The following is a 21,370-nucleotide window of genomic DNA, read 5'->3' on the forward strand; positions in this document are numbered from 1 at the left end:
ATAATATCATCATATGATATAGAGGAGTAGTTATGGATACAAATTCAGTATTATCAATATTATTAAGATATGTTAATGGTCAATATAAAAAAGATACAAATTATGATATAGCACTAGCTCTTTTAACACATTATAGTGAGATTCCTAAAAAAACAATTAATGAAATATCAGATTTATGCTATGTTTCACCAGCATCAATTTCACGTTTTGTTAAACTTATTGGATTTCATTCTTTTCAAGAATTTAAAAACGCCTGTTTGAATACGTTGGATATTTCAAAAACTGATTATTCTCCTAAAGTGATAAAAGCAAATAAAAATGATGTTAAGGAAATTCTTCAGCATTATACAAATCGTGTAATAAATAATATTCAATTTTCTTATGATCATCTTGATTTTGAACAATTAGATCGTATTTGTTCTTATATACACGATAGTGATGACGTTTTAATTCTTGGATTAGAGTTTTCAACTTTACTAGCTCAACATGTACAAAATCGTTTTGCTTTAATGAATAAGTATATTTCTGTAGCTATTTCTAATGAAGAACAGTTAGAAAGTGCACATGCTTTAAAAGAAGGTAGTACTGTTATTATTTTAAGTGTTGAAGGTGGCTATTTTTATCGTCATAATGAAGTTATACAAATTCTTCTTGAAAAGAAAGTTAAACTTGTTGTTTTAACAATGAATGAACATCAAAAAATGATAAATGAATTTATTGATCGAGAAGTTATTTTATGCAGTCAAGATAATACAAATACTGAATCTCGCATATCATTACTTTATACACTAGAAATAATCATCATGTATTATTGTATTTATTTTACTTATTAATAAAATTTTCAGATTATGAAAACCAGTGTTTATTTTTGAAAATAGCACTGGTTTTTTGATGACTTATTTTTTCTTTTTCTTGTTATACTCAATGTAGACAAAGGCCAATGTCAGATACATAAAGGAGAATAGGAAATGGAAAAATTAATATCTATTATAGAAAAAACACTTGTTCCAGTTGCTAATAAATTATCACAAAACAAATATTTAAATGCAATTAGTGGTGGATGTATGTCTACTCTTGGAATAATCATGTTAGGTGCAGTTTTTACAATTTTAACGAATATTTCATGGCAACCTTATACAGATTTACTTGCTAAAACAGGGTTAGGTCAGTTATTTACAGGAGTTCAAAATGTTACTACAAATTTATTAGCTGTTTATATGGCTTTTGCAGTAGGATATCGTGGAGCAACTGTATTTGGAAATAAAAAATATACTTTAACATCAGGTTTTTTATCTTTATTTGCTTATATGTTACTTATTCCATTAGATAGTACAACTTTAGCAGATAGTGGAATTAGTTTCTTTAATACAGCTTATTTAGGAACAAAAGGAGTTTTCGTAGCATTGCTTGCAGGACTAGTGGTTTCTAGATTATTAGCTTTAATTACTGAAAAAAATATTGTTATTAAATTACCTGATTCTGTACCAGAAATGGTCAGTGAATCTTTATCATCTTTATTAGCAGGAGTTATCATTACCATTGTATTTTTAGTATTAAGAGCGTTATTTGCAATGACAGCTTATGGAAATGCAACTGATTGCATTTATACAATTATTCAAACACCACTTCAATCATTAACAGGAAATTTACCAGCATTTATCATTATTATTTTAATTGCACAATTATTATGGTTCTTTGGAATTCATGGATCGATGACAGTATTACCTATTTTATTTCCAATTTGGCTTAGTTATATTGGAGATAACACAGCAGCCATGGCTGCAGGGAAAGCAATTCCTCATGTATTAAATATTGGATTATGGGATTTAGCTAATTTAGGTGGTTCAGGTGCTACAATTGGTCTTGTTATTTTAATGTTCTTTAAAGCTAAAAGTGAACAATATAAATCATTTGGAAAACTAACATTACCATGTGGAATCTTTAGTGTTAATGAACCTGTTATTTTTGGATTACCAGTTATTTTAAATCCAATTATGCTTATTCCTTTTATTCTTTGTCCAATTGTTTTGGTTTGTTTAGGATATGCATTAATTCAATTTGGAATTGTGACCGCTCCAATTGGAATTTTAGGATTAGGTTCAATGCCACCACTTATTTCAGGTATTATGCAAGGTAGTTTATCTTGGGGTATTTTCCAATTAGTTGCTGTTGTTATTTCGATTATTATTTATTATCCATTCTTTAAAACACTTGATAATCAAGCATTAATGAATGAAAAAGGGGATCAACATGAATAAATTTTTATGGGGTGCTTCAACCAGTGGCTTTCAAGTAGAAGGAGGCTACAATTTAGGTGGTAAGGGACTTTCAACAACAGATGTACGTCATGTTAAAGAAGGTATTGCTGATACAAAAGTAGCAAGTGATCATTATCATCATTTTAAAGAAGATATTCTTTTGATGAAAGAATTGGGATTAAAAGCATATCGTTTCTCTTTTTGTTGGGCAAGAATTATGCCAGATGGACATCATGTCAATCAAGAGGGTCTTGAATTTTATGATCAAATTATTCAATTATGTTTAGAAAATGATATTGAACCGATTCCAACACTTTATCATTTTGAAATGCCTCAAGCATTAGTTGACGAATTTGGTGGTTGGAAAAGTAGAAAATGTATCGATGCTTTTGTTGAATATGCTAAAATCTGCTTTCAAAAATGGCAAGGTACGATCAAGCATTGGGTGACAATCAATGAACAATTGATTGCTATGGCAGCAAGTGATCTAAATGGAAATCATGAAAATGATAAAGTATTACAAACAAAAAATATGTATCAAATGTCATATCATGCTTCATTAGCAGAAAAGAAAGTAATGAAATTACTTAAAGAAATTGATGTAAATGCAAAAATTGGTGTCGTAAATGCTGTTCAAAATGTTTATCCATATAGTTCATCTCCTGAAGATGTTTTAGCAGCAATGGATGCTGAGGAATTAATGATGTATATGCTTTTAGATATGTCTGTTAAAGGAAGTTATTCATTTAGAGTAAAAAGTATTTTAAAGAATATGGATTGTTATCCAGTTCAAGAAAAAGGGGATGATGAAATTCTCAAATCTTCTAAACCAGATTTTATAGGAATAAACTATTATTCATCTATTTGTGTAAAAGAAAACAAAGAACATCGTATTAATTATCAATTACCGCCATTTTTTAGAAGTTCTATGTTTGAAGTTTGTCCTAATGAACATTTAAAGAAAACAAAATGGATGTCTAATGGAATAGATCCATTAGGAATTAGAAGTATTATCTATAAAATTTATAATCGTTATGCTTTACCTATTATTATTACTGAAAATGGTATGGCTTATAGTGATGTATTAGAAAATAATAGAGTTCATGATACTTATCGTATTGAATATCTTTCAGCCCATATTAAAGAAGTATTACGTGCAAAAGAAGAAGGATATCCTGTTTTTGGATATTGTCCATGGTCGTTTATTGATGTTGTTAGTTCACACCAAGGTTTTTCAAAAAGATATGGTCTAGTTTATGTCAATCGCACAGATCAAGATATTATGGATTGTAAACGTTATAAGAAAGATTCTTTTTATTGGTATAAAGAAATTATTGAAAGAAATGGAGAAAATATATGATAGATTTATCAACATATCCATTTAATTTAAATGATGAACAAATTCAAAAAGTTACTAAGATATGTAGTGATATGACATTAGATGAAAAAATAGGACAAATCTTTTGTCCTATAGGTAATGTTCAAGATGAAAAAGAAATAGACGAATTCATTCAAAAATATAAACCAGGAGCAATGATGTATCGCCCACTTCCTTCAAAAGAGATAAAAAGAATTCATCATAGACTTCAAAGCCAAAGTAAAATACCATTATTATTGGCTGCTAATTTAGAAAGTGGGGGAAATGGCATTTGCCTTGATGGTACATATTTTGCTAGACAAATGTCTGTTGCTGCTACTAATCAAGAAAAATTTGCTTATGATTTAGGAATGATTGCAGGTAAAGAGGCACACGCAGTAGGATGTAACTGGTCATTTGCTCCTATTGTTGATATTGATTATAATTTTTTGAATCCTATTACAAATATTAGAACTTATGGTTCAAATCAAGAAACAATTATTAAATTTGCTGATTGTCAAATTGAAGCACTTAAAGAAAACCATATTTTACCTTGTATTAAACACTTTCCAGGAGATGGTGTGGATATGAGAGATCAGCATCTATTAAGTAGTGTAAATGATTTAACCGTTGATAAGTGGAATAATAGTTATGGAAAAATATATCAACATTTTATTAATAATGGAATAGGTTCAATCATGGTTGGGCATATCTTATTACCTCATTATATTAAAGAAATAAATCCTGAATGCAATGAAGAAGACTATATGCCAGCAAGTTTATCAAAAGAGATTTTAACAGTGTTATTAAGAAACAAATTAGGATTTAATGGATTAGTTGTAACAGATGCTACAGCAATGATTGGGTTTAATGTAGCTATGTCTAGATCAAAAGCATTACCTCTATGTATTGAAAGAGGTTGTGATATGATTTTATTTAATAAAAATATCGCTGAAGACTACATGTTTATAAAAAATGGTTTAAAAGAAGGTCTTTTATCTCAAAAAAGATTAGATGAAGCTGTTTTAAGAATTATTGGTACAAAGATGGCAAATGGCTTGTTTGACCATAGTGAGGTAGAAGAATCTGAAAAGATTGTAGGTTGTATCGAACATCAAAGCTTAGCAAAAGAATGCGCTAAACAAGCTATTACTTTAGTTAAAGAACAAAAAGGTGTTTTACCATTAACAAGTGATAAATACAAAAAAATTAGAATATATAATCTAACTGATCAAGATAATGGTGGTTTTAAAGAAGAAGGAACACAACTATCACTAACCAATTTATTACAAAAAGAAGGATTCAATGTTTATGAATTTGATACAAAACGTTTAGATTTTCAAGAGGTATTTGAAGGCGGTATAAAAGATATCAAAGAAAAATGTGATTTAGTCATTTATGTAGCTAATTATGATACAGCGAGTAATCAAACGACAAGAAGAGTAGAATGGATAAAATTAATGGCAGCAAATGCGCCATGGTTTATGCAAGATGTGCCAACTATTTTTGTCTCTCTTGCTAATCCATATCATCTTTTTGATGTACCAATGATAAAAACCTATATTAATTGTTATACAAACAATGATCAAACATTACAAGTTTTAGTGGATAAGCTTCTTGGAAAAGAAAAATTTGTTGGAAAAAGTCCAGTTGATGTCTATTGTGGAAGGTGGGATACAAAAAGATGAAAGCCATTATTTTTGATTTAGATGGTGTTATTTGTTCAACAGATCATTATCATTATTTAGCTTGGAAATCTTTAGCAGATGATTTAAATATTCCTTTTGATGAAAAAGATAATGAACGTTTAAGAGGTGTTTCTAGAATGGAAAGTTTAGATATTATTTTAGAAAAATCAAAAGAAAACTATTCATTAAAAGAAAAAGAACAATTTGCTGATAGAAAAAATAAGCTTTATCAACAATATTTATTAAAAATGTCTACAAAAGATTTATCTAAAGAAGTCAAAGAAACACTAGAACAATTAAGAAAAAAAGGATTAAAACTTGCTATTGGATCTTCAAGTAAAAATACAATGCTTATTTTAAAACAACTAGGTTTAGATACTTTCTTTGATGCAATTAGCGATGGAAATTCTATTCAGTATTCAAAACCACATCCAGAGGTTTTCATGAAAGCTGCAGACTTGCTTAATATTCCTTATAAAGAATGTTTAGTTGTAGAAGATGCAATTTCAGGATGTTTTGCTGCTAAAAGCGCTTCTATGAATGTAGCAGCTTTATCAAGTGCTTATCATTGCACTTTTGCAGATTATCATTTAAATTGTTTTAAAGAATTGTTAGATATTAAGTATTAAGAGTATGTTTTAAGGACATATTCTTTTTTTGTGATATATATCACGGTTTTGTTATTTTTTATTATTTTTCTATTTGTTTGAATAATATGTGGAGGGATATCAATGAACCAATATAAAAACTTATTTGAACCAATAGAAATTAATGGATTAACATTAGAAAATAGATTAGTCATGATACCTATGGGAACTAATTTTGGTGAACAAAATGGAGAAATGAGTTTTCTACATATGGATTATTATGAAAGAAGAGCTCAAGGAGGTTATGAGCTTATGATTGTTGAAAATGCTTGTGTGAAATATCCAGAGGGAAGTAATGGAACTACACAACTTAGAATAGATGCTGATAATTATATACCAAGACTTTATAAATTATGTGAGACAATTCATCAATATGGAGCTAAAATTGCTATCCAATTAAATCATGCAGGAGCAAGTGCCTTGGAAAGTCGTATTGGTATGCAACCTGTTTCTGCAAGTAATTTACCAAATAAAGAATGCGGTGCTATTCCAAGAAAATTATCAGTTGAGGAAATTTATAGTATCGCTGATGATTATGCAACCTCAGCTAAAAGAGCTCAAACAATAGGTTTTGATGCCATTGAAATACATGCAGGACATTCATATCTAATTTTACGATTTTTATTACCACTTACGAATGATAGAACGGATGAATTTGGTGGAAATATAGAAAATCGTGCACGTTTTGCTAAAATCATTGTAGAAAAAGTAAGAAAAGTAGTCGGTCCACGTTTTCCTGTTATTATAAGAATTTCTGCAGATGAATTTTTAGATGGTGGTAATACATTAGAAGATAGCATTGAATGACTTAAATACTTTGTAAAAGAAGTTGATATGATTGATGTTTCTGCAGGATTAAGTGATTCAATTCATAAACAAATAGATGCTTCATATTATCCTGATGGATGGCGTCGTTATATGGCACGTGCTATTAAAGAAGCTTTTCCTGATAAAATAGTCATGACATCAGGAAATATTCGCAATCCTCAAAGTGCTTGTGAAATTCTTGAAAACCAAGATGCTGATTTAATTGGAATGGGTCGTCAAACAATTGCAAATCCAAGTTGGTCTCATAAAGTCAAAACAGGAAAAATAGATGAAATTCGTCAATGTATTTCTTGTAATATTGGATGTGCAGGGCATCATATTGGATTAAATAGACCAATCCGTTGTACAGTTAATCCAGATGTTTTCTATGATGATTTTTATAAAAAACAAAAAGTAAATAAGAAAACGAATGTAGTAGTTATTGGTGGGGGGAACAGCAGGACTTGAAGCAGCTTGTACAGCAAGTGAAGTAGGATGTACAACATTTTTAATAGAAAAAGAAAAAACTTTAGGTGGCTTAGCTAGACAAATTAGTCAAATACCTGAAAAAACAAGAATAGCTCATTTTCCTAAGTATTTAGAAAAAAGAGCAGAAAAGTTACACGATTTATTTTAAAAGGAGTAGAAGCAAACGTTAATTTTGTTGATAATTTTAAACTTGATATTGTTGTTGCAACTGGTTCAAAACCAATCCTTCCACCAATTAGTGGATTAAAGGAAAATATTGATTTAGATAATCATAAGGTGAGTAGTATTGATAAATTTATGAATCATCTAGATCTTTATCCAGATGATACAACCAATAAAGAGATTGTTATTGTTGGTGGAGGAGCAGTAGGATTAGATGTTGCTGAATATTTTGCTAATAGAGGGGCATCACCTACTATTATTGAAATGATGAATCAAATTGGAAGAGATCTTGATCCTGTTACAAAATCACAAACAAAAGAAATGATGGAAAAACATCATGTAAAACAAATGACACAAACAAAATTAAAAGAAGTACATGAAAGCTATTTTATTGTAGAAAAAGAAAATCAAGAAATAAAAGTTCCATTTGATTATGGCTTTGTATGTTTAGGAATGAAAGCTTATAATCCACTTTATTTACAACTTAAAGATTATTATCAAGATAAAAATGGTGATGTTTTAGAAATTGGAGACTGTAAAAGAGCTAGACGTATTATTGAAGGAACACAAGAGGGAAGAAATATTATTCATTTATTAAAACAAAAAGAATTATTGTAGAGGGGAAAATAAAAATGGCAGGAATTACTGAAAGAGTGACTGGAATACAGAATTAATAGGACTTATTGCTAATCCTATTAGACATTCTAAAAGTCCAACAATGCATAATGAAGCATTTGCTAAGTTAAGATTAGATTATTGTTATATGTGTTATAAAGTTGATCATGAAAATTTAGAGAAAACTGTAGAAGGTTTAAAGGCAATGAAAGCAAGAGGATGGAATGTCTCTATGCCTAATAAAACAACAATTGTAAAGTATTTAGATCACTTAACACCTGTTGCTAAGATGGGCCAAGCAGTTAATACTGTTATTAATGATGATGGTGTTTTAACTGGTACTACGACTGATGGCGTTGGTTTTATAAAAGCGTTAAAAGAAAGTAATCTTGATCCTATTGGTAAAAAAATAACGATTGTTGGAGCTAGTGGAGCAGTTACAGCTATTGAAATACAAGCAGCTTTAGATGGTGTCGCAGAGATTTCTATTTTTAATAGAAAAGATGAATTTTATAATCAAGCTTTAATTAATTGTAAAAATATTAATGAAAATACTCAATCAAAAGCTAAAGTTTTTGATTGAGCAGATCATGAAGCATTAAGAAAAGAAATGAATGAATCTTACTTATTTGTTAATGCAACAGGAGTAGGAATGAAACTTATTTAAGAAAAGATTTTTATGTAGCAGATACTGTTTATACTCCTAAAGAAACTGAATTATTAAGAGTTGCTAGAAAATTTGGGGTTAAAAAAGCTATTAATGGCGAAGGTATGATGCTTTATCAAGGAGCAGAAACTTTTAAATTATGGACTGGAAAAGAAATGTCGGTTGAACATATCAAAGATATTTTAAATTTAGAGTTTTAAAAAAGTATCACGAAAAAGCGATACTTTTTAAATGGTTAAATAAATTTAAATTTTTAATGACTAAGTGTTTTTGATGATAGTAAATAAAATCTTGATCAATAAGTTGATTTAAAATTCTAGAAGTTGTTTCTCTTTTTGCACCAATTAATTGAGAAAGAAAAACAACTGAAAAATCAAAAGGAATTTCAATGTCATCTTGATAAGGAATACCAAGTTTATGAGCTAAATAACAAAGATATATAGTTAAACGCGCTTGACTATTTTGATAAGAATTAAATTTTAAAAGATTTTGATTTTCTATATATTTAGAAGCTAACGATGATTGTATTTTTTATGAAAATAGAAAATTATCATGGATTAACTCTTTAATGATAGAAATAGGAATTACTAAAATAGTAGAATTTTTTAAGACTTTAATATTTGAAGATGCGTATTCTTGATAGATAGCGTCTTCGTTTAAAAAATGTCCTTGATTTTCAATATTGAGTATTCTTTTACTATCATTTTCAAAAAGGCAATAATTATAAGCAATACCTTGAAGTAAGAAAAATATATTTTCATTTTTTTGTTTTTCTTCAATAATGAGTGTATTTTTCTTGATATGTTTAATTTGACCAAATTGAATCAATCGATCAATTGAATGATAGTTAATATCATAAAATGTATTAAATTGTTTTATATCAATTATTTGACTTCTTTCCATAAAAAATTCTCACTTTTATATAAGAATTTTAAAATAAAAAGATAATTATAAACAATATCATAATTTCTATGGTTTGATAGATAAAATCTATCAAACATTTTTAAAATTTAACATTTCTTGAATAATATCTAAAGATAATTTAGAAATATTTAAAGGATCATATACAATATAGATTTCTCTTTCTTTATAAGGAAGAGAAATTTCTTTTTTTATAATATTTTGATAAGAAAGAAGCGTATCATTGTCTTCCATAATAGAAACAGCTAAATTAGCATTTACTAAACCAATCATCGAATTTTCATCATCAAAATAGTTAGTAGGTTTAAAGGGTAAATGTTGACTTATAAATAAATCTTTAATTGTACTATAAAGTGTCATATTTTTTTGATAAGTATAGAAAGGATAATCTAATAGATCTTTTAATTCTACTTTTTCTTTTTTTGATAAAGGATTTTCTTTTGAAAGTACAATGACAAGTTTTCTTTTAATAAGAGGAATATATTGTAAATGATTGTCTTTGATTTTCTAATATTTTTTGAGTAATTGTTTCTGTCTTTTCACTACGAAATTGTATGTTGATATGAGGTTGTTCTTTTTGTAAATGAATGATAAAAGGTACAAGAAAACTATTAATGACAGTAGGAATAGATGAAATTCTAATTTCTTTTTTTGGTTGAATAGCATGAATTCCTTCATCTAAAATTTGTAAACTTTTTGATACATAATCTAAGAATATTTTTCCTTCTTGAGAAAGTTGAATAGTTCTTCCTTCTTTTTTAAATAAAGCAACAACTAGTTTTTTTTCTAATTCTTTGATTGCAAATGAAAGTGTAGGTTGAGAAATATAAAGGGCTTCACTTGCTTTACGATAATGTAAATAATGAGCTAGACATTGAAAATAACGTAATTGATGTAATTTCATATTATCCCTCCGAATATATATTTATTATAACGAATTCTGTATTATTATGAAAATGAGATTTTCATAAAGTGAAAAAATGAAACCGAATACATAAAAATGAATATAATATTATAAGAAAACAAGGAGGAAGTATCAATGGGATTTAAAGAAGGTTTTTTTTGGGGAGGAGCAACAGCTGCTAACCAATATGAAGGTGGGTATTTAAGTGGTGGTAAAGGGCTTGCTATTCAAGATGTAATCACTGGTGGAGATGGAAGAAATAATATTCCTAGACGTATGGCTTTAAAGCTTGCTGATGGATCAACAAAATTTATTGATCGTCGTGGAACTGAAGTACCTGATGGTGCTGTACCATATGTGGATGAAGATACATATTATCCAAGCCATGTGGCAACTGATTTCTATCATCATTATAAAGAAGATATTGCATTATTTGCCCAAATGGGATTTAAATCATTCCGTATGTCTATTAACTGGACAAGAATTTTCCCAAATGGGGATGAAAAAGAACCTAATGAAGAAGGATTACAATTCTATGATGATGTTTTTGATGAAATGTTAAAATATGGTATTGAACCACAAGTAACAATTGTCCATTTTGATTTACCACTTCATCTAGCAACAGAATATGATGGTTGGTATAATAGAAAAACAATTGATTTCTATATGAATTATGTAGAAACAATTTTCAATCGTTATAAAAATAAAGTTAAATATTGGTTAACATTTAATGAAATCAATTTCTGTAAAGATTACACAAACTTAGGAATTACAGAAGCTTTATCTAGACCAGATAAAGTTGCACAAGCTGTTCATCATATGCTTGTTGCTGCAGCAAAAACAGTAATTCGTGGTCATGAAATCAATCCAGAATTTCAAATTGGGATGATGATCAATTATTCAGAAATTTATCCAGAAGATTGTAATCCAGAAAATATGTGGAAACGTATTACAGAAAAAAGATTACGTACATTCTATACAGATGTTCAAAATAAAGGATTCTATCCAGAATGGAAACTTATTGAATATAAAAATGCTGGTATTGAATTAAAAATGGAAGATGGAGATTTAGAAACAATAAAAGCTGGTACAGTAGATTATATTGGATTTTCTTACTATTCAACAAGTGTTGCAACTGTTAAAGCGGATGCTAAAAAAACAGCTTCTAACTTAGAAAGTGCTGTTAAAAACCCTTATTTAAAAGCAAATGATTGGGGATGGCAAATTGATCCAGTTGGTCTTCGTATTGTATTAAATGAATTATGGGATCGTTATCATAAACCACTATGGATCGTTGAAAATGGTTTAGGAGCTATCGATACAGTGGAAGAAGATGGTTCAATTCATGATCCTTATCGTATTGATTATATGAAACAACATATCATTGAAATGAAAAAAGCAGTTGATGAAGATGGTGTTGATTTAATGGGATATATGCCTTGGGGATGTATTGATGTGGTTTCAGCAGGAACTGGTGAAATGAGAAAACGTTATGGATTTATCTATGTTGATATGGATGATGATGGCAACGGTGATTTACATCGTGCACGTAAAGACTCTTTCTACTGGTATCAAAAAGTATGTAAGTCTAATGGAGAAGAATTATAAAAGAATTGCAAAATGCAATTCTTTTTTAATATTTTTCTTTTATTAATTGAAAGAATGCTTTCATTTCATGAGAAAGCCACTTATCTTTATGACAAAGAAGTTGACGATAGACATCAATTTGGTAATCAGGAAGATTGATTTGAGTGATTGTTTTATTTTTTAAATCATTTTCTAAAATATATTTTGGTAAAAAACTGATATATTGATCAAGTTTCAATAGTTCTAAAAGTAAATCTGTATTTTTAGATTGGATAAAAGGCTTAATTTCTAAATTGTCTTCATGAAGCTTTTCTTCGAGAAGGCGACGATAACTGGCATTTTTTTCTGTTAAAATAATGGGATAAGTTAGGATATCTTGAATTGTTGGCTGTTTGATTTTACAGATTGGGTGATGACATGATGCTACAAAAGTAACTTCTTCTTTAGATTGATATATTTTTAGCCAATCTGTATCTAAAAGTTGTTTATCAACTAAATATGCAAAATCAATATCATTATTTTTAAGCATTTTTAATAGACCTTCGATTGTATCTGTTGTAATTGAAACGGATACATGAGGATGGTATTGATGATATTTACAAATAAGCTGAGGAACTATGGAAGAACATAATGAATCAATAGTTCCAATTGTAAGATGACCATTAAGTTCTAATGAAGGATTGATGGCTTCTTTCGCACATGAAATATCATCAAGTATCTTCAAACAGTGCTGATAAAATGTTTTACCATGATTTGTAAGAGTTACTTTTTTACCTAAGCGATCAAATAATTGTACACCAAGTTCTCTTTCAAGATTTTTGATATGAATGGTGATAGATCCTTGACAATAATCTAATTTTTTAGAAGCTTTTGAAAAACTTCCTTGTTGAACAATAGTTGTAAATGAAATAAGTTCTTGTATTTCCATAAGAGTCTCCTAGTATTAAAAAAATTAAACAGCTTTATTAAAAACGTTTAATTTACTTGATAACATATTCATATTAAACTAGAGTTATCAATTAATCAAGGAGTATTCATATGAAAAAGACAGAGCAAAAATATCAAGCATTTGTTCAAATATTAAAAGAAGAATTAATACCTGCTATGGGATGTACAGAACCGATTTCATTAGCGTATGGAGCAAGTATTGCTAGAAAAGTGTTAAATCATCTACCTACAAAAATTGTTGTAGAAGCAAGTGGAAGTATTATAAAAAATGTAAAGAGTGTCATTGTTCCTCATACACATCATTTAAAAGGAATTAAAGCAGCTGTTTGTGCTGGAATCATAGGAGGCAATGATGATAAATATTTAGAAGTATTAAGTCAAATTGATGAAAAAACAAAGAAAGAAATTGATCAATATATAGAAAAAGTAGATTTTGAAGAACATTTTTTGGATAGTTCAAAAGTATTTGATTACATAATAACGGTTTGGAATAAAAAAGAGTATGTAAAAGTGAGAATAAGTGATTCTCATATGCATGTTGTTTGTATAGAAAAAAATGGACAAATCCTTCAAGAAGAAAAAAGTGTTGTAAAAAAAGAAAAAGCAGATCGTTCATTATTAGATATAAAAGATATTTATGATTTTATAAAGACTGTCGAATTGACAGATATTCAAGATATTTTAGAAAGACAAATAGATTATAATTATGCAATAGCTTGTGCAGGTTTAAATGATAATTATGGAGCTAATATTGGAAAAGTTCTTTTAAAATCTTTTGGCAATGATGTAAAAAATAAAGCGAAGGCTTATGCTGCAGCTGGTAGTGATGCGAGAATGAATGGTTGCGAATTGCCGGTTGTTATTAATTCGGGTAGTGGTAATCAAGGGATGACATGTTCTTTACCTGTTATTATCTATGCTCAAGAATTAAAGGTTTCAAAAGAAAAAATGTTTAGAGCGTTAGCTCTATCTAACCTTGTGGCGATTCATGAAAAAAGTGGTATTGGAACTTTATCAGCTTACTGTGGGGCAGTAAGTGCCGCTACTGGAGCTGGTGCAGGAATTGCTTATTTATACGATGAAGATTATCAAGCTGTCATTCATACAATTGTTAATACACTTGCCAATGTTTCAGGTATTGTTTGTGATGGAGCAAAAGCTTCTTGTGCAGCAAAAATTGCTTCTAGTGTTGATGCGGCTATTTTAGGTTATCATATGTACAAAAATGGACAGGAATTTAAATCTGGAGATGGACTTGTGATGGAAAATGTTGAAGCAACGATTCAAAGTGTCGGGCGATTAGGTAGAGAAGGAATGAGGGAAACGAATAAAGAAATTATAAAGATGATGATTCATGAATAATAATCAAAATAGAGTATTAATTTAACAATACTCCATCTTTCATTACATCAGTTTTATATTTTCCAACAGTATCATAAGTAGCAATAATTTGACGATTGAGATTAGTTAAACAGATTTTATCATCGTCAATTAGATCAAATGAGCCAATTCTGCTTCTTACTAAGGCTTCGCCAACATATCCACCACCACCACCTAAACCAAAGATAGCAACTCGACTATTTTTTAATTTATCCATGGCTTCTTTTCCATATAATAATTGTGTTCTTGAAAATTGATTTAACATACTTCCTCCGTAAGATTCATTCTATGGGGATCAAAAAGTATGTAAGTCTAATGGAAAAGAATTATAAAGAGAGTTGCAAAAGCAATTCTTTTTTTTGTTTATAGAGTTGATTTTGTAAAAAAGAATGAGTTGTGCTATACTTTTTAATAGTTAAAGGAAGTCATGAATATGCAAAGTTTAAAGGAATTAATTCAAAAGGAAAGTAAAAAAATCACATTATTTATTATCTTTTTTTTAATGATTATTGTTACTTTTTTTAACTGTATAACAGCTAAAAAAGAAGCAAATTATACAGCACAAACGACTTTTTATCATATTGAACAAATTTTAAATGAAAATCAAAAAGATTTAAATAAACAAAAGAAAGAATATCGACAAACCTGTATTGATAATGCTCAAGCTGTTGCATATAGTCTTCAAGAAAATCCAGATGCGTTATATAATATTGATGAATTAAAGAAAATAGCACAGTATGTTGAAGTTGATGAAATTCATATTTTTAATAAGCAAGGTGTTATTATTTCTGGGACACATCCTGAATATTATGGTTATTCATTTGATTCAGGTAAACAACTAAGCTTTTTTAAACCATTACTTTCTAATCAAAATTTACAACTGACTCAAAAAATTATGGAAAATACTGCTTCTCATATAAAAATGCAATATTCTGCTTTATGGAGTGAGAATAAAGAATTTATTGTACAAGTAGGCATGAATCATGAAAATGCCTCTAAAGCAACTAAAAAGAATCAATTATCTTATTTATTTAAATTATTTAGAGTAAATAATGAAGCACAATATTATGCAATCAATTCTAAAAATCATAAGATTGTTGGTACAACACATCATCATATAGGAGATGTAGCTTCTAGTATTGGATTGAAAGATACACAAATTAAAGAAGCAAAAAATGGTTTTTTTACTGAAATTGATGGACAATTATCCTATTGTGTTTCAAAGAAAATAAAAAATAATTATATTTATTGTATTATTCCTGTAAGAGTTCTTTTTAAGGAAGTACCTAAAAATTGTTTAGAAATGATCGTTTGTTTAATTATTATATCTATTTTATTTAGATTACTTATTATTAAGTATATTCGTGTTTATGTGATTGATAGTATAAATCAAATTAATCATCAATTATCTAAGATTTCTAAAGGACAATTAGATGAGGAAGTATCGATTAATAATAGTTTAGAATTTCAAAAATTAAGTCATTATATTAATGAAATGAAACAAAGCTTATTAGTTAATAATAAAAAAATGGATTATATTTTAACTCAAACAAATCAACTTATCGGGTTCTATGAATATAATCAAAAATTAAATACATTGTATTTATCAGATGGGTTTAAAGAAATATTTTCTTTAAATTCACAACAATGCACACAATTTAAAGAAGATATTAATGATTTTATTGATTTTTTAAATAAAATAAATACACATCAAGTTGAAAAAGATATTTATTATCTTCCTCAAATGAAACGTTATATACAAATAAATGATCGAAAAGATCAAGATATTACATTAGGCGTTATGATAGATATCACAACCTCTTATATAAAAAGAAAGAAAATAGAAATAGAAAGAGATGTCGATGAATTAACACAAATATATAATCGAAATGGTTTAAAAATAAAAATCAATAAGTTATTAGAAGATAAAAATATAGCTCAATATGCTTTGATATTTATAGATTTAGATGACTTAAAACAAGTAAATGATGTCTATGGACATTATTGTGGAGATCTTTATTTAAAACAAATGACAAATGTTTTAAAAACTATTTCGGGAGAAAAATGTTTGGTAGGACGCTTGGGTGGAGATGAATTTATTGCTTTTTTTCATCATTATGATTCAATGGAAAAATTAAATAATGATATTAATCAATTAAATGAAATAAGAGATCAAATCGTTTTATTAGCAGATGATCATAGTGTAAATTTAGCATTTTCATATGGTGTTTGTTATGGAACAGAAAGTACTGATTTACAAAGAATGATCGAGATTGCAGATTATAAGATGTATGAAAATAAACGTAAAAGAAAAGGAAGATAGATTAAGTATCTTCCATTTTAAATAGTTGTTAAATCTTTAACAACTTCACTTGCAATAATTAATCCTACAGTGGAAGGAACAAAGGCATTACTTCCAGGAATATCTCTTCTAATTGTACATTTACGTTTTGTACCAGGAGGGCATATACAATGTGTTCGGCAACTGATGGATAAATCATCAATTGGGCGAATTGGTTTTTCTTCAGAATAAACAACTTTTAATTTTTTAACATGTCTTTTTTTGAGCTCTCGACGCATGACTTTTGCTAGAGGACATACTTTTGTTTTATAAATATCTGTGATTTTAAATTGGGTAGAATCAACTTTATTTCCAGCTCCCATACTTGAAATAATGGGAATATTGTGTTCTTGGGCTTTTAAAACAAGCTCGATTTTTGCAGAAACTGTATCAACTGCATCTATAATATAATCATAATCTTCAAATGAAAAATCAGATGCATTTTCTGGTAAAAAGAAACATTGATGTGTTTGAATGTTGACTTTCGGATTAATTTTTAACATTCTTTCTTTCATGACATCTGTTTTATATTGACCAACTGTATCAAATGTAGCGATGATTTGACGATTGAGATTTGTTAGACAAATTTTATCATCATCAATTAAATCAAAAGAGCCAATTCCACTTCTTACAAGCGCTTCGCCTACATAACCGCCGACACCACCTAGACTAAAGATGGCCACACGGCTGTTTTTAAGTTTTTCCATGGCTTCTTTTCCATATAATAATTGAGTTCTTGAAAATTGATTTAACATAAAAGCCTCCTTAATCATACTAAACAACTATGAATTGATTATAGACATACTCGTTGCCCTAGTCAATCTTTTATTAAATAATAGTTGACTTAGTTAACATTATTTAATAAAATAACACTCGGCTTAAATATTTGGTTTATATTGGAAACGCACACTCTTTGAGTGATAACGAACAACACAGATTCATTATTATTCAAGGAGGTTTTTTTATGCCAAAAACAAAATTTCAAGAAATTATTTTTACAATTATGATGGTATTCATGATGGTTTATTTTATGATTTGTTATAATATTTCATTAAATATTGGAGGAATGACAAATCAAGTGTTCTTAATGGCTTTTCATGAATTAGTGATTATGGGACCCGTTGCTTTTATTTTAGATTTTTTCATTATTGGACATTTAGCTAAAAAGAAAGCATTTCAAATTGTTGATTTAGAAAATGATCATCCATTTCATTTAGTAATTGTGATTTCAGTGGTATCTATTATTTTAATGTGTCCATGTATGTCATTTGCAGCAACACTTTTATTTAAAAATGCAGGAAGTCAAATCATTGCTGTTTGGTTACAAACAACAGTTATGAATTTCCCTATGGCATTTTTCTTACAATTATGTTTTGCAGGACCAATCGTACGTTTTGTATTTGGTAAAATCTTTAATGAAAATAGAGCTTAGTCTCTATTTTTTTATTTTACAAAGGAAAAGACTTTCGCTAAAATAAAAGAGGATGAGGGGGATTAAATTTGAAACTAACAATGCTTGGAACAGGGAATGCCCTAGTAACAAAGTGCTATAATACTTGTTATATTTTTGAAAATGAAAATGATTATTTTATGGTTGATGCTGGTGGGGGTAATACAGTTTTAAATCAACTTGAAAAAGTAGGAATCAATTGGAAAGATGTAAAACATATTTTTGTCACACATAAACATATTGATCATTTACTTGGAATGATTTGGATGATAAGACTGATTTGTCAAAATATGGCAGCTGGAAAATATGAGGGAGAAGCTTATATTTATGGTCATGAGGAAGTCATTGAGATGTTAGAGACAATTTGTAAGATGCTTTTACAAAGTAAACAAACAAAATTTATTCATGACCGTTTACATCTTGTGGTTGTAAACGATGGTCAAACGAAAGAAATTATTGGTAAGAAAGTAACTTTCTTTGATATTCATTCAACGAAAGCTAAACAATTTGGTTATATGATGGAATTAGATGAAAATAGAAAACTTACTTGTTGTGGGGATGAACCTTATAACGAAGCAAATGAAAAATATGCTTTAAAGAGTGATTATTTATTACATGAAGCTTTTTGTTTATATAATCAAGCAGATATTTTTCATCCTTATGAAAAACATCATTCAACAGTTAAAGATGCGTGTCAGCTTGCTGAAAAATTAAAAGTAAAAAATGTGGTTTTATATCACAGCGAAGATCAAAATATTGAAAATCGTAAAGAACTTTATACAAAAGAAGGAAAAGCTTATTTTAGTGGGAAGATTTATGTTCCTAATGATTTAGAAACAATAGAATTATAGAAAGGAGATTTTTATGCTTATTGTCAATCAAATAGAAAATACACATTTTTCAAAAACAGAGAAGGAAATTGTTGATTATATTATTGATCAAGGAATGAATATTGAAAAAATGTCTGCTAATGAAATAGCAAGGAATACATTTACAAGTGCACCTTTGCTTGTAAGAATTGCTAAGAAGTTAGGATATAGTGGTTTTAATGAATTTAAAAGTGCTTATTTAAAAGAACTTTCTTATATGTTAGAAGAAACAGATGTAGATGCTTCTATTCCTTTTTTATTAAGTGATGATTTGATGACAATTACAAAAAATCTTGCTTTATTAGAAAAAGAAACCATTCAAGATACACAGCAACTTAATCATCATGATGATCTACAAGAAGCGGTTCGCTTATTACAAAAAGCACAAGTTATTGATGTTTATGGTGTTCTCAATCATGTTTTACTAGCGAAACATTTTAAAACATTAATGATGTATATTGGTAAAGATGTTCAAGTCATTGATCAAGTAACGGGTCAAAAAAGAAGTGCCTGTCTTGCCGATGAGAGTCATTGTGCAATCATTATTTCTTATTCAGGACAAACAAGAGAAATGGTGGAAGTTGCGGAAATTTATCATAAAAGAAATATTCCATTTATTTCAATTACTTGTATGGCAGAAAATTCTATTTCAAGATTGGCGGATGTTCATTTGTATCTTTCTTCAAGAGAAATGTTACATATTAAAATAGGTGATTTTGCTTCAACAACCTCTTTAAAATATTTATTTGATATTTTATATGCAGGTGTCTTTTCGCATGATTATAAAAAGAATCTAGAAACGAAAATTGTAGTTGCTTCATATGTTGATGATCGTCAAAGTGAAGATGAATATATAAATGAAAAATAGGTCGAGTTGACCTATTTTTTTAAAGATTTATTTTTTAATTCATTGACATATTCCATTTGATGTTCAGCATTTTCATGAAGTTCTTTTTCCATTTCTTCGACAGTCGTATGTTTTACTTCTGCTGCTTCATCAGTTTTCCCATAAACCGCTTCATAAGCTTCTTTAGCGTTATGTTGTAATGCATGACGCATTTGATGTAATTCTTCTAATTTCTTTTCTTGTTCTTTGATTTCACCATCAACTGATTGATACATTTCTTCGATTGTTAATTGTTTTTTAGTGTCATCATCATCATGTTGGATGTCTTGACTGTCCTTAAAATATTTTCTTAAAGATTGTTTTGCTTGTTCATTGATTTCATTGATACTCATATTTTATTCCCTCTTTCTTAATGCAAATATATTATAGAATGAATGATAAAAAAGATAAAGCATTTAGATATCACTTTGAATTCCATTAACAAATTCCCAAAAATGTAAGAGCTTTAAATGTTAATATCATTAACATTGACATATTAGTTAGCTTGTGCTAATTTACAATATGAGGGATTAAAATGACAACAGAAAAAATAAAAAGCTTATTATTAATGAATGAAAATAAAAAAATAACAGTCACATTACTAGCTAAAAAAATGAATGTTTCAAAAGCAACAATGTCAAGAATGATCAATACTTTTTATGAACAAGGATTAACTTTAGATAAAGGTAAATGTCAGCTTTCAAAAAAAGGACAAGAATATATTGAAAAAATTCAAGAAAAAATAAAGAATCTAACCTATTGGCTACAAGAAACAAGTCACCTAAATGAAGAAGAGGCTCGTCAAGAAGCTATCAAACTCTATACGACACTTAATGATGAAACCATTGAGCGCATTTGTAGTCGTATTCATTTTAATAAAGTTTTTGATCAACTAGGAGACCTTGTAGAATTTTCAGGACATTATTTAGAACATCATTTAGAACCAGGTAAATATAATTTTTCTTTTACATTATTTCATTATAAAGATGCAAATGTTCATTCAATGGCTAATCGAGGCTTTGAACATCCAGCCTATCTTTTAATAGAACAACATCAAGGATTTCTTGTGTTTCAACCAATTGAAATGAAAAAAGAATTATTAAAAGAAAGAATTACGATTTCTTCTAAATTAAAATCGATGAAATATTTTATTCAGGATAAGGAATATGATTGTTTTGAAAAAAATGATTGTTTCTATATACCTATTACAGATTTAAATTTCTTTTATACAAAAGAAGAAAGATTGATGCAAACATCTCTTACGGTTAAATTAAAGGTTAATTTATTAAAAGGACATATGCCAGAAAATCTTGCCCTTTTAAAAATACTGTTTCATTGATGAAACACGAAAAAGTATTATAAAACATGGAAAAAACAGCATTTTGTTTCATGAA

General features: G+C 28.3%; 24 protein-coding genes and 1 pseudogene. 17 read left to right on the forward strand and 8 right to left on the reverse strand.

Annotated elements, in window-relative coordinates; translation table 11 throughout:
• The first annotated feature begins 32 nt into the window (after window positions 1–32).
• From Fi14EGH31_RS04875 to Fi14EGH31_RS15300, 10 genes and pseudogenes are all read left to right on the forward strand, one after another.
• Window positions 33–833 (forward strand): MurR/RpiR family transcriptional regulator, encoded by an 801-nt coding sequence (locus Fi14EGH31_RS04875; protein WP_022002163.1) that lies wholly within the window; start codon window positions 33–35, stop codon window positions 831–833.
• A 135-nt stretch (window positions 834–968) separates the two neighbouring features.
• Entirely contained in the window at window positions 969–2,258 is a 1,290-nt protein-coding gene (locus tag Fi14EGH31_RS04880) for a PTS sugar transporter subunit IIC (RefSeq protein WP_022002162.1), read from the forward strand.
• On the forward strand, window positions 2,251–3,618 hold the full coding sequence (locus tag Fi14EGH31_RS04885; RefSeq protein WP_022002161.1) for a glycoside hydrolase family 1 protein: 1,368 nt from the start codon (window positions 2,251–2,253) through the stop codon (window positions 3,616–3,618). The genes Fi14EGH31_RS04880 and Fi14EGH31_RS04885 overlap by 8 nt, the downstream gene beginning before the upstream one ends.
• Window positions 3,615–5,303, forward strand: a complete 1,689-nt coding sequence (locus Fi14EGH31_RS04890; RefSeq protein ID WP_022002160.1) for a glycoside hydrolase family 3 protein — start codon at window positions 3,615–3,617, stop codon at window positions 5,301–5,303. Before Fi14EGH31_RS04885 ends, Fi14EGH31_RS04890 begins: the two co-directional genes overlap by 4 nt.
• On the forward strand, window positions 5,300–5,932 hold the full coding sequence (gene pgmB / locus Fi14EGH31_RS04895; RefSeq protein WP_022002159.1) for a beta-phosphoglucomutase: 633 nt from the start codon (window positions 5,300–5,302) through the stop codon (window positions 5,930–5,932). The genes Fi14EGH31_RS04890 and pgmB overlap by 4 nt, the downstream gene beginning before the upstream one ends.
• Before the next feature lie 102 nt (window positions 5,933–6,034).
• Window positions 6,035–7,225, forward strand: a pseudogene (locus tag Fi14EGH31_RS15280) (oxidoreductase).
• Window positions 7,203–7,394 (forward strand): NAD(P)-binding protein, encoded by a 192-nt coding sequence (locus Fi14EGH31_RS15285; RefSeq protein WP_233545321.1) that lies wholly within the window; start codon window positions 7,203–7,205, stop codon window positions 7,392–7,394. The pseudogene Fi14EGH31_RS15280 and the gene Fi14EGH31_RS15285 overlap by 23 nt, the downstream one beginning before the upstream one ends.
• A 47-nt stretch (window positions 7,395–7,441) precedes the next feature.
• A complete protein-coding gene (locus Fi14EGH31_RS15290; RefSeq protein WP_267905658.1) occupies window positions 7,442–8,026 on the forward strand; it encodes an FAD-dependent oxidoreductase in 585 nt (194 codons plus the stop codon).
• 100 nt (window positions 8,027–8,126) lie between these two features.
• A complete protein-coding gene (locus Fi14EGH31_RS15295) occupies window positions 8,127–8,606 on the forward strand; it encodes a hypothetical protein (protein ID WP_234697828.1) in 480 nt (159 codons plus the stop codon).
• A gap of 191 nt (window positions 8,607–8,797) precedes the next feature.
• A complete protein-coding gene (locus Fi14EGH31_RS15300; protein ID WP_227351989.1) occupies window positions 8,798–8,890 on the forward strand; it encodes a hypothetical protein in 93 nt (30 codons plus the stop codon).
• 7 nt (window positions 8,891–8,897) lie between these two features.
• On the opposite strand, the gene Fi14EGH31_RS15670 is transcribed toward Fi14EGH31_RS15300, so the two are convergent.
• The 4 genes from Fi14EGH31_RS15670 to Fi14EGH31_RS04925 form a co-directional block, all read right to left on the reverse strand.
• Window positions 8,898–9,218 (reverse strand): helix-turn-helix domain-containing protein, encoded by a 321-nt coding sequence (locus tag Fi14EGH31_RS15670; RefSeq protein ID WP_117826078.1) that lies wholly within the window; start codon window positions 9,216–9,218, stop codon window positions 8,898–8,900.
• Window positions 9,219–9,221: 3 nt separating this feature from the next.
• Window positions 9,222–9,593 (reverse strand): Crp/Fnr family transcriptional regulator, encoded by a 372-nt coding sequence (locus Fi14EGH31_RS04915; protein ID WP_200765193.1) that lies wholly within the window; start codon window positions 9,591–9,593, stop codon window positions 9,222–9,224.
• 90 nt (window positions 9,594–9,683) lie between these two features.
• Window positions 9,684–10,115, reverse strand: coding sequence for a LysR substrate-binding domain-containing protein (locus Fi14EGH31_RS04920; protein WP_117480689.1), 432 nt, complete (start codon window positions 10,113–10,115; stop codon window positions 9,684–9,686).
• A complete protein-coding gene (locus Fi14EGH31_RS04925) occupies window positions 10,078–10,515 on the reverse strand; it encodes a LysR family transcriptional regulator (RefSeq protein ID WP_117851000.1) in 438 nt (145 codons plus the stop codon). The genes Fi14EGH31_RS04920 and Fi14EGH31_RS04925 overlap by 38 nt, the downstream gene beginning before the upstream one ends.
• A gap of 135 nt (window positions 10,516–10,650) precedes the next feature.
• Here Fi14EGH31_RS04925 and Fi14EGH31_RS04930 point away from each other — a divergent pair, with 135 nt between their 5' ends.
• Window positions 10,651–12,123 carry a family 1 glycosylhydrolase gene (locus Fi14EGH31_RS04930; RefSeq protein ID WP_200765194.1) on the forward strand — a complete coding sequence of 491 codons (1,473 nt, stop codon included), beginning with the start codon at window positions 10,651–10,653 and terminating at the stop codon, window positions 12,121–12,123.
• A 25-nt stretch (window positions 12,124–12,148) separates the two neighbouring features.
• Here the strand turns inward: Fi14EGH31_RS04930 and Fi14EGH31_RS04935 are convergent, their stop codons facing one another.
• The gene (locus Fi14EGH31_RS04935) at window positions 12,149–13,030 is read right to left on the reverse strand and encodes a LysR family transcriptional regulator (RefSeq protein WP_117828846.1); all 882 of its coding nucleotides are present in this window, start codon (window positions 13,028–13,030) and stop codon (window positions 12,149–12,151) included.
• 110 nt (window positions 13,031–13,140) lie between these two features.
• Between Fi14EGH31_RS04935 and Fi14EGH31_RS04940 the strand changes: the two genes are divergently transcribed.
• Window positions 13,141–14,412 carry an L-cysteine desulfidase family protein gene (locus tag Fi14EGH31_RS04940; RefSeq protein WP_117347182.1) on the forward strand — a complete coding sequence of 424 codons (1,272 nt, stop codon included), beginning with the start codon at window positions 13,141–13,143 and terminating at the stop codon, window positions 14,410–14,412.
• A gap of 16 nt (window positions 14,413–14,428) precedes the next feature.
• On the opposite strand, the gene Fi14EGH31_RS04945 is transcribed toward Fi14EGH31_RS04940, so the two are convergent.
• Window positions 14,429–14,695, reverse strand: coding sequence for a ThiF family adenylyltransferase (locus Fi14EGH31_RS04945; protein ID WP_200765195.1), 267 nt, complete (start codon window positions 14,693–14,695; stop codon window positions 14,429–14,431).
• A gap of 168 nt (window positions 14,696–14,863) precedes the next feature.
• On the opposite strand from Fi14EGH31_RS04945, the gene Fi14EGH31_RS04950 reads away from it, so the two are divergent.
• Window positions 14,864–16,753 (forward strand): sensor domain-containing diguanylate cyclase, encoded by a 1,890-nt coding sequence (locus Fi14EGH31_RS04950; protein ID WP_200765196.1) that lies wholly within the window; start codon window positions 14,864–14,866, stop codon window positions 16,751–16,753.
• Window positions 16,754–16,770: 17 nt separating this feature from the next.
• On the opposite strand, the gene Fi14EGH31_RS04955 is transcribed toward Fi14EGH31_RS04950, so the two are convergent.
• Complete coding sequence (locus Fi14EGH31_RS04955; RefSeq protein WP_117788222.1) at window positions 16,771–17,526, reverse strand: tRNA threonylcarbamoyladenosine dehydratase; 756 nt, start codon at window positions 17,524–17,526, stop codon at window positions 16,771–16,773.
• A 209-nt stretch (window positions 17,527–17,735) separates the two neighbouring features.
• Here Fi14EGH31_RS04955 and Fi14EGH31_RS04960 point away from each other — a divergent pair, with 209 nt between their 5' ends.
• From Fi14EGH31_RS04960 to Fi14EGH31_RS04970, 3 genes are all read left to right on the forward strand, one after another.
• Window positions 17,736–18,203: a DUF2798 domain-containing protein gene (locus Fi14EGH31_RS04960; RefSeq protein WP_200765197.1), complete on the forward strand. Its 468-nt coding sequence runs from the start codon at window positions 17,736–17,738 to the stop codon at window positions 18,201–18,203.
• A 68-nt stretch (window positions 18,204–18,271) separates the two neighbouring features.
• A complete protein-coding gene (locus Fi14EGH31_RS04965) occupies window positions 18,272–19,072 on the forward strand; it encodes an MBL fold metallo-hydrolase (RefSeq protein WP_117783324.1) in 801 nt (266 codons plus the stop codon).
• A 13-nt stretch (window positions 19,073–19,085) separates the two neighbouring features.
• Window positions 19,086–19,958 carry a MurR/RpiR family transcriptional regulator gene (locus tag Fi14EGH31_RS04970; protein ID WP_117788225.1) on the forward strand — a complete coding sequence of 291 codons (873 nt, stop codon included), beginning with the start codon at window positions 19,086–19,088 and terminating at the stop codon, window positions 19,956–19,958.
• Window positions 19,959–19,969: 11 nt separating this feature from the next.
• Here the strand turns inward: Fi14EGH31_RS04970 and Fi14EGH31_RS04975 are convergent, their stop codons facing one another.
• Complete coding sequence (locus Fi14EGH31_RS04975) at window positions 19,970–20,329, reverse strand: hypothetical protein (protein ID WP_117788227.1); 360 nt, start codon at window positions 20,327–20,329, stop codon at window positions 19,970–19,972.
• 182 nt (window positions 20,330–20,511) lie between these two features.
• Here Fi14EGH31_RS04975 and Fi14EGH31_RS04980 point away from each other — a divergent pair, with 182 nt between their 5' ends.
• On the forward strand, window positions 20,512–21,315 hold the full coding sequence (locus tag Fi14EGH31_RS04980) for a metal-dependent transcriptional regulator (RefSeq protein ID WP_022002141.1): 804 nt from the start codon (window positions 20,512–20,514) through the stop codon (window positions 21,313–21,315).
• Window positions 21,316–21,370: the final 55 nt, after the last annotated feature.

This window comes from Faecalibacillus intestinalis (genome assembly GCF_015097455.1).
GTDB lineage: Bacteria > Bacillota_I > Bacilli_A > Erysipelotrichales > Coprobacillaceae > Faecalibacillus > Faecalibacillus intestinalis.